Origin of the sequence: Enterococcus sp. HMSC076E04, from assembly GCF_001814285.1 — a bacterium.
Classification (GTDB): domain Bacteria; phylum Bacillota; class Bacilli; order Lactobacillales; family Enterococcaceae; genus Enterococcus_B; species Enterococcus_B lactis.
The window spans coordinates 1-8,031 of record NZ_KV815627.1 but is presented as its reverse complement, the minus strand read 5'-3'; the positions used below and the strand labels follow the sequence as shown (position 1 = coordinate 8,031).

Annotated in this window: 7 protein-coding genes, 1 tRNA gene and 1 pseudogene; 1 reads left to right on the top strand and 8 read right to left on the bottom strand. The window is 37.5% G+C overall.

All coding sequences use genetic code 11. The features are described from left to right. Window positions 1-66 precede the first annotated feature (66 nt). The 6 genes and pseudogenes from HMPREF2961_RS10900 to HMPREF2961_RS15450 form a co-directional block, all read right to left on the bottom strand. The gene (locus HMPREF2961_RS10900; RefSeq protein WP_070704774.1) at window positions 67-1,086 is read right to left on the bottom strand and encodes a 2-hydroxyacid dehydrogenase; all 1,020 of its coding nucleotides are present in this window, start codon (window positions 1,084-1,086) and stop codon (window positions 67-69) included. A 21-nt stretch (window positions 1,087-1,107) separates the two neighbouring features. Next, window positions 1,108-2,163 (bottom strand): annotated as a pseudogene (locus HMPREF2961_RS10895) (AEC family transporter). 352 nt (window positions 2,164-2,515) lie between these two features. Further along, window positions 2,516-3,664 carry an N-acetylglucosamine-6-phosphate deacetylase gene (gene nagA, locus HMPREF2961_RS10890; protein WP_002292705.1) on the bottom strand — a complete coding sequence of 383 codons (1,149 nt, stop codon included), beginning with the start codon at window positions 3,662-3,664 and terminating at the stop codon, window positions 2,516-2,518. A 75-nt stretch (window positions 3,665-3,739) separates the two neighbouring features. Further along, a complete protein-coding gene (locus HMPREF2961_RS10885) occupies window positions 3,740-4,576 on the bottom strand; it encodes a helix-turn-helix domain-containing protein (RefSeq protein ID WP_002292704.1) in 837 nt (278 codons plus the stop codon). A 186-nt stretch (window positions 4,577-4,762) separates the two neighbouring features. Then, window positions 4,763-5,980: a pyridoxal phosphate-dependent aminotransferase gene (locus HMPREF2961_RS10880; protein WP_070704793.1), complete on the bottom strand. Its 1,218-nt coding sequence runs from the start codon at window positions 5,978-5,980 to the stop codon at window positions 4,763-4,765. 148 nt (window positions 5,981-6,128) lie between these two features. Beyond that, a complete protein-coding gene (locus HMPREF2961_RS15450; protein WP_002335007.1) occupies window positions 6,129-6,290 on the bottom strand; it encodes a hypothetical protein in 162 nt (53 codons plus the stop codon). A gap of 74 nt (window positions 6,291-6,364) precedes the next feature. On the opposite strand from HMPREF2961_RS15450, the gene HMPREF2961_RS10870 reads away from it, so the two are divergent. Then, window positions 6,365-6,447: transfer RNA gene (locus HMPREF2961_RS10870), tRNA-Leu, on the top strand. 73 nt (window positions 6,448-6,520) lie between these two features. Here HMPREF2961_RS10870 and HMPREF2961_RS10865 read toward each other — a convergent pair. Both HMPREF2961_RS10865 and HMPREF2961_RS10860 read right to left on the bottom strand, forming a co-directional pair. Continuing rightward, window positions 6,521-6,793, bottom strand: a complete 273-nt coding sequence (locus tag HMPREF2961_RS10865; RefSeq protein WP_002292700.1) for a hypothetical protein — start codon at window positions 6,791-6,793, stop codon at window positions 6,521-6,523. Window positions 6,794-7,002: 209 nt separating this feature from the next. After that, entirely contained in the window at window positions 7,003-7,695 is a 693-nt protein-coding gene (locus HMPREF2961_RS10860) for a hypothetical protein (RefSeq protein WP_002315181.1), read from the bottom strand. Window positions 7,696-8,031 lie beyond the last annotated feature (336 nt).

The following is an 8,031-nucleotide window of genomic DNA, read 5'->3' as shown; positions in this document are numbered from 1 at the left end:
TGAAGCTGACCACTTCTGTCACAACCTCTATTTTTAAACATATTAATGGTGCGTGCCCATGTTTCCTTATTTTAATTGACGCGCTTTAGGAAGAGATACCTCATTTTTCGTTTTTCCAGTTTCTATTATTTCGCGGAAGTTCTCGAAGCTTGTCGAAATCATATTTGACAATGCCTCATCTGTATTTGAACCTACATGAGGGGTTATAAGAACTCCAGGGTACAATTCTACTAGTTGCTGGATAGCAGGATCTGGAATCGTCTCCCATGGCTTGAAAGATCGGAAAAAGACATCTGTTTCATTTGCAAAAACATCGGTTGCAAAACCAGCTAAATGATTGCTTTTCAAAGCTCTTAAAATAGCTGCATTATCTTGAAGCTCTCCACGAGCTGTATTGATCAAGATACTGCCTCTTTTCATTTGAGCCAAAAATCCTTCATTGATCATTTGATCGTTTTCACCTGGGATGTGAGGTACATGGATACTGACGATATCGCTTTTTGCTAACAATTCTTCGAGTGAGTGAAACGTCAATACTTTTTTAGCAGCTTCTGTCTGATGGATATCATAGCCGATCACTTTGGCTCCTAGCCCCTTAAACAAAATCGCTTCCGTCAATCCTATTCTGCCTGTTCCTATGATACCTACTGTGCAATTTCTGATTTCACGGCTAAACATTTGTTCATCCACTCGAAAATCTTTGAAAGATGTTCGGATCGTCGTATACGCTGTATTTCTCAAAAGCATCATGGCAAAAGTCAAAGATAATTCTGCTATAGCATTTGGCGAATATGATGGGACACGGGCTACTGTCATACCAAAATCAGCTGCCGCTTGTAGATTGATATGATTGACTCCCACAGTTCGGGTAAAAACATAGCGAATCCCATATTTCTGCATTTTTGCAAGATTGATCTCATCTGCTATACAATTTCCTCTCAGCAGTACAGCATCATGGGCCTTAGCTGATTCAATATTGTCATGCGTCAGTAGTTCTTCATAAAGACTCAGTTCATAATGGTAAATATTCAATTGCTCAAAAAAATCGATCTCATTCGGACGAACACCATAACATGCGATTCTCATACTTTCCTCCTCCATTTCCTATCAAAACAAACCTATGCCGTGAATCATTTGCAATACAACGATCCATACAGGTGTCAGTACTATAGCAAAAATAGTTGACAGTAAGGATGCATTAGAGGCTAAAAGTGCCTCCCTATCAAAACTGATAGCATAGGCTGCTGCCACAGTTGCGGCTGGTGTAGCCATCATGATAACAATCGTTGCCAGTGCTTCAAAATTGACCGGTAGAATATTTGTTGCCGTCAAAACTGCTAAAATCACGATATTCAACGCAGGTACAAATACCACTTTGACTAAACTGTAATACCATGATGTTTTTTCAGAAGCAGCTTTTTTGAAACTTACTTCACCTAATGTTGCGCCGATTGCTAGCCATGCCAATGGCGAACTTAAACCAGCTAAATAATCCATTGGCTGAAATAGCCAAGGTGCTGTCTGGTCAATTCGCAAAAACGCTACTTGGCTTATCTCTCCTTCTGCACCTGTAACTGACACTTATGGAAGATATCCTTGGAAAAGCCAAATGAAAAGGCCGGCAAAAGTAGCGATGATGATTGGATTAACGAACATCGCTTTGATATTTTTGGCTTCCATCTTCAAGCCACTCATTTTTATGTATCCATAAGAATACAAAAAGATCCGATAACCAATGTTGAAAATCGAGGAATACATCACGCCGACCGGTCCATAAATCGCACTGACAATCGGTGTCCCGAAAAAGGTCGTAGAACCAAAGATTGTCAGGACACGCAACGTTGATTGCTTATCCCCTTTATAACTTAAGAAAAATGGTCTTGAAACTAGAATAAGAATAATATAAATCACTAACCCCCAAATCAAGACATTGATTCCTTGCATCAATAGTTCTGTATTGATATCTTGCATGAAAGCTCGAAATGCAAGTGCTGGCAGAGCCGCTGTTAAGACAACTTTCGATAGGATTTTTCCAACAGATTCAGAAAAAATTTCCTTTTTTCTACAAATAAACCCTAATAATATAATAAAAACTGTTGAAGTGATTGCACTAACAATCGACATATCTGTCAAAGTCGATCGGAAAATATCAAATAAATTCATCTTTTTCCTCCTATTAATGTTCATTTATTCACAATTCAAAATGCTTTTATTCAGCTAATACGTATTAATATTTTTTATTTTATCTTTATATTGTTAACTATTGAACAATAAGGAATTAAAGAAACTTTTGAAACTTATGTAAAGTGATATTCGTTAGAACACAAAAAGGAGCGTGGGACAAAAGTAAAGAACACTTTTGTCTCACGCTCTAAACACGTATAAACGGCGGAAGCAGAAGCAACTCCTTCGGAAATAAGCTGAAATTCACAAAGATTTGAAAAGCAATTTTCGTGAATTCCTTCTTATTTCTTGGAGTTAAACGCTTCTGTCCCAGCCTCTATCTTAGATTATATTATGCGTGGAAACGTTCCACACCATCTAGATAAGTTGCTTCCAATGTCATATCAGGGTTCAATACGATAAAGTCTGCGTCGCGTCCTTGAGCGATTTTTCCACATGTGTCATCGATTTTACAACTGATTGCTGGAATCAGACTAGCCATCATGACTGCTTGTTCTGGTGTTGCTAGTCCCCAATCCACGACATTCTTAATTGCTTCTTTCAATTTCAAGATGCTTCCAGCTAAGTTGCCAGATTCCAAACGTGCCGTTCCTTCTTTTACTACTACCGGAAATTCACCTAAATTGTAATTTCCATCAGGCATCCCACCGGCCATCATACAGTCTGTAATCAAAGCGACATGCTCATGTCCTGCTTTTTCCATTAGGATTCCTGCCGCATTTGGATGTACATGATGTCCGTCACAAATCAATTCAGAAAAGACATGTTCTAAAGATAATAACGCACCTACCATACCTGGTTCGCGATGATTCAATCCGCGCATCCCATTGAAAGCATGGACAAACACGCTGGCGCCTGCTTCAACAGCTTTTTGCGCTTCTTCTAGCGTAGCGTTACTGTGCCCTAGAGAAACAACTACTCCTTCTTCAGTCACTTGTTTGACAAACTCTTCTACACCTTGACGTTCCGGTGCTAAAGCAATTTTTTTGATCAAACCGCCTGAAGCTTCTTGCCATTCATGGAAAGTATCCAAATCAGGATCACCGAAATAACTTGGGTTTTGTGCCCCTTTGTGTTCTTCTGTGAAGAAAGGACCTTCAAAATAGATTCCTTTGATTTTAGCTCCTGGTGCTTCTTGATACATTTTGCCGATTGTCTCAGCTACATCTTTTAAACGTTCTTTGCTTGACGTCAATGTTGTTGGTAAAAATGAAGTCACTCCACAAGATAATAGACCTTCAGACATCACTTTGATACCTTCTGCATCGTTGTCCATTACATCATGATTCATATAGCCGTGAATATGTGTATCTACCAAACCAGGAGCAATCCATTTGCCGCTTTGGTCAATGATGTTGACTTCTCCCTCAGGTAGTTCTTTGGTGTATTCACCAAAAAGCCCATCGGTAATTTCAAGATAGCCTGCATTTTTGACGCCTGACGCTAAAAAGAATTTGTCAGCATAGATAAAAGTTCTCATTCTATTCTCTCCCTTTGTTTTTCTACCTCTAAAGTACTCTTATTTAGAGAAGAAGTCAAGAATGGTCTACACCATTTATAGATTTTTTGAAATTTGTTTCACAGCTTGTGCCAATCCTTCATAAAATGCTGCTCTTTCTGGTTCTTCTTTACGCTTGTATATCAAGCTCTTAAGCACAAATAAATCATTGAGATAATAGTAACTATTTTTCTCTTGAGCCCAATAGATTCCTTGGTTCACCTGCTCTAGTGCTTCGTCAATTTCATTTTGATGGAATAAGAAATTTCCATAATTATAAAAAATTTGCGAAAATTCACTTTTTGATCGTTCATCAGCTGATTGATGCAGCAGTTGGATGCTTCGACTCAAATAGTAGCGGGCTTCAGCAGTTTTTCCTGCCACACCATATATTTTTCCGATACAACTAATCAGTTGTATTTCTGTGTCAGAGACATGGATTCTTTCTTTTTGGCTAGAGTAGCTTAATGCTTCTTTTAAATAATAAAGAGACTGAGAAATATTTTGACGCAACGTGAATTCACAAACACCGAGATAATAATAATATCGTTGAAAGTCAGTTGCTTGATACAGATTCTCAGAAATATCAGAAGATTTTAGTACTTGTTCTAACTTGCGATAATCACGTTTTTGGAAACAACTATCCAACAGTTCAAATAATTTATCGTTTGTCCGAGTAGTTTTTCGAGAGAGATTCATCACATGATCAATCGTTACTCCTAGCCGTTGACAAATCTGCATCATCACCAATACATTCGGCAGTTCCTCATTATTTTCGATCCGGCTTAGTACACTTTGTGAACAAATATCTTGCGAAAGCATCTTTTGCGTCATTTTTTGTTCTTTTCGAATCTCTTTAATGATCGTGCCAAAGGACTCGATTAACGTTTCCATAAGTATCCTCCCCAAAATATGCGTATTCGCATTCTATCCGTATTTTACTTTAGGAAGTCGCAAACTTCAAGAAAAGACTTGCAACTAAATAATATGACTTTAGTTATTTAAGAGATCTCCATTAGAAAGAGAGCCTCAGTACATTTGTCTGTGGCTCTCTTTCTGGAAAATTTGCTTTTTTTAAAGTCACTTTTGTCGATATGTCGCTAAAAATTCTCTCATTTTCTTAGCCGTTTGTTTCAAATCATCCATTTTAGGAAGATAGACGATCCGAAAATGATCTGGCTGGTTCCAATTGAATCCGCCACCGTGTACGAGCAGAATATGATGTTCATGTAAAAAGTCCAAGACGAATTTTTCATCATCCAAAATATTGAATCGTTTTGTATCGATTTTAGGGAATATATAAAAAGCAGCTTTTGGTTTTACAGCTGAAAGACCAGGAATATCATTGATTGCATTATAGATATATTCTCTTTGCTCATAGATCCTTCCGCCTGGCAGGAGCAGCTCATCAACACTTTGATAACCGCCCAGCGCCGTTTGGATGATTTGCTGAGACAAGACGTTGGAACACAAACGCATGGAAGACAACATATTCAGCCCTTCTATATAGCCTTTGACGTGTGATTTATCTCCGCTTAGGACCATCCAGCCGACTCGAAAGCCTGCCACACGATGAGACTTGGATAGACCGTTCAGCGTAACAACGAACAAATCAGTCGCTAATGTAGCAATCGGAATATGTTCTAGGCCATCCATCACTAAGCGGTCATAAATTTCATCAGAATAAATAATCAGGTTGTTTTGTCGGGCTACTTCAACGATTTCTTCTAATAATTCTTTTGGATAAAGTGCCCCAGTAGGATTATTAGGATTGATGATGACGATCGCTTTTGTCCGACTCGTTATTTTTGATTTGATATCATCAATATCAGGATACCATTCTGCCTCTTCATCGCAAATATAATGAACAGGTGTACCTCCAGCTAAAGCAATCGAGGCAGTCCACAACGGATAGTCCGGCATTGGAACCAGTACTTCATCTCCATTGTCTAGCAACCCTTGCATACACATCGTGATCAGTTCGCTGACTCCGTTTCCGGTATAGATATCATTGATCGTCACATTCGGAAAATGTTTCAGTTGACAATATTGCTCAATTGCTTTTCTAGCAGAAAAAATTCCCTTAGAGTCTGAGTAGCCTTCTGAATCACGGGCATTCATGATCAAATCACGAATGACTTCGTTTGGTGCCTCGAATCCAAAAGGTGCGGGATTTCCTGTATTCAATTTTAAAATACTGATGCCCTCTTCTTGCATCCGCTCTGCTTCTTCTAGAACCGGACCGCGAACGTCGTAACTAACACCTTCTAATTTGCTGGATTTTTCAAATTCTCTCATCACTTAGCCAATCCCTCATTTCAAAAAGTTAGAACTTTCCAAATTTTTTGTTATTTACTATTTCAATATCATACTCCATTCTAGAAAAATTTGCCACTTATTTAGGAAAAACATAAGTATCAGAAAAACGCTGAGAAGCGCTGAGAACTTACTGGTCATGATAGTCATTCCATAGATTTGCTGCCCAATCCATTGCAATCCCACAAATGATTCCCAGCATCAACCCAAATAGAAAACGACCAAATGCAAGGCCAATCAATATGCCTAGGATCATCCCCAGTCCTGAAAATTCTCCGTCATATTTCTCCATCTTCATAAGACCTCCCACTTTTTGAGCTTGACAACTATGTAAAACTTCGCTATCATTATTGTGTTATTATTTATGCAGACGTGATGGAACGGCAGACATGCAAGATTGAGGGTCTTGTGAGCGTACGCTCGTGTGGGTTCAAATCCCATCGTCTGCATTTTTCTTTCAAAACAAGCGGCTAGGACATTTTTGTCTCAGCCGCTTTTCTTTTTCTCGTTCATTCTTTCATCTTATTGGACCTTTTTTCTTGGGTATAGACTTTTCTCATATTCTACCACAATTTTTGGTTTTCCTAACACATGATAAGATCTCACCACGAATTGTTTTCTATTATTGTAATATCCTGTAACAACTAGTTTCATCCCTTCGTCTACTTCAGCTAGGAAGTTCAAACTATGGGAAGCAATCAAACAATTGACCTCATTTAAGCTAAAACGAATCAGTGGTCTGGCGCTGACCTGCAACGTACGAATCTTATCTACTGTTCCATATTTTATCTCCATTGCCTTCACCTCATTACTATTATACGAACATACATTCCCTTTTGTAAAGAAGAAACACTTTTTATCTTGTGATTTTTTTGTCCAGCTATTTTTCTTAACGAACATATAACTCTTCTTGCGACGATGAAGGACTACTTATTAACAAAAAAGCGGCAACAGCATAATTGCTGTCGCCGCATTGCTGATCAAGGGTTACTTATCATGAAAGATTATTTACTCAAATGTTCTTCAACGATTTGTTGAGATTTATCAGCTGTATCTTCCACTTCGCCTTTTGCTTTTTCTAACTTTTGAATATATTGTTTCAAACTTGTGTTTTCAGCAGTTGCTTCGTCTAATTTTTTTTGTGTATCTGCTAACTGAGTTTCTAAATTTTCTTTTTCTTGTGTCAGTGTTGCGATTTGTTGGTTCAAACCATTTACAGTATTTTGTAATTCTGAAAGTTTTGCTTGTGCTTCTTGTAGTCTTGCCGTCCAATCTGCATTCAAACGATTGATTTCATCATTTTTTTGGTTGATTTCGTCTAGTTTCGCATTGATTTCATTTTGTTTGCTTTGTAGTTGTGCATCCTTGCTGACTAATTGACTTTCTAAGTTTTGTTTTTCTGCTGCCGATTGATTTTTTTGGTTTTCTAATTCATTTACTTTTGCTTGGTATTCTTGGACATCTGCCTTTGAATCTTGCAATGTCTGTTCTTTTTGTGCTAGTTGTGCGGTAAGATCTGTAATCTTTTGCTCTTTATCTGTCAACGTATGGTCAAGCTGTGTCAGATTCTCATTGATTGTATCGATATCTGTCTCTCCACCCCACAAAATAATTTCATTTGCGTAACGCGTGCCTGTGTAGCCAATTAGACATAGAAATGCAACCACGATCCCACCAGCAATAATTTTCTTTTTCATTATGTAGCTCCTTCATTTAATATTTTTACTCACTAAAAGTAAGTGATTTCACATGCAATGTCAAGCACTTTTAAATTACAATTGTAATTTTAATAGAAACGCTATTAAATTCTCATTTAATCTTCCTTTTTTATGTATCTGCAAAAACTTTTCATAGAGAAAAATATACCTTAACACTTTCTTAAATATAGATGTATAGTAAAAATAAATGAAAAAAATTAGTTTTTCTTAAACGTAATCCTTTTCATTTCATAAATTACTGTGTTTATTACAAAAAACGTGGATTTGTCATAAATTGTCACGCTTCTTTTACCTATGAAATATTTTCACGTGTTA

What these genes read in the sequence shown, in the direction of transcription:
- HMPREF2961_RS10900 (WP_070704774.1), bottom strand. Translation starts at nt 1,086, where the DNA reads ATGAGAATCGCATGTTATGGTGTTCGTCCGAATGAGATCGATTTTTTT.
- nagA (WP_002292705.1), bottom strand. Translation starts at nt 3,664, where the DNA reads ATGAGAACTTTTATCTATGCTGACAAATTCTTTTTAGCGTCAGGCGTC.
- HMPREF2961_RS10885 (WP_002292704.1), bottom strand. Translation starts at nt 4,576, where the DNA reads ATGGAAACGTTAATCGAGTCCTTTGGCACGATCATTAAAGAGATTCGA.
- HMPREF2961_RS10880 (WP_070704793.1), bottom strand. Translation starts at nt 5,980, where the DNA reads ATGAGAGAATTTGAAAAATCCAGCAAATTAGAAGGTGTTAGTTACGAC.
- HMPREF2961_RS15450 (WP_002335007.1), bottom strand. Translation starts at nt 6,290, where the DNA reads ATGGAGAAATATGACGGAGAATTTTCAGGACTGGGGATGATCCTAGGC.
- HMPREF2961_RS10865 (WP_002292700.1), bottom strand. Translation starts at nt 6,793, where the DNA reads ATGGAGATAAAATATGGAACAGTAGATAAGATTCGTACGTTGCAGGTC.
- HMPREF2961_RS10860 (WP_002315181.1), bottom strand. Translation starts at nt 7,695, where the DNA reads ATGAAAAAGAAAATTATTGCTGGTGGGATCGTGGTTGCATTTCTATGT.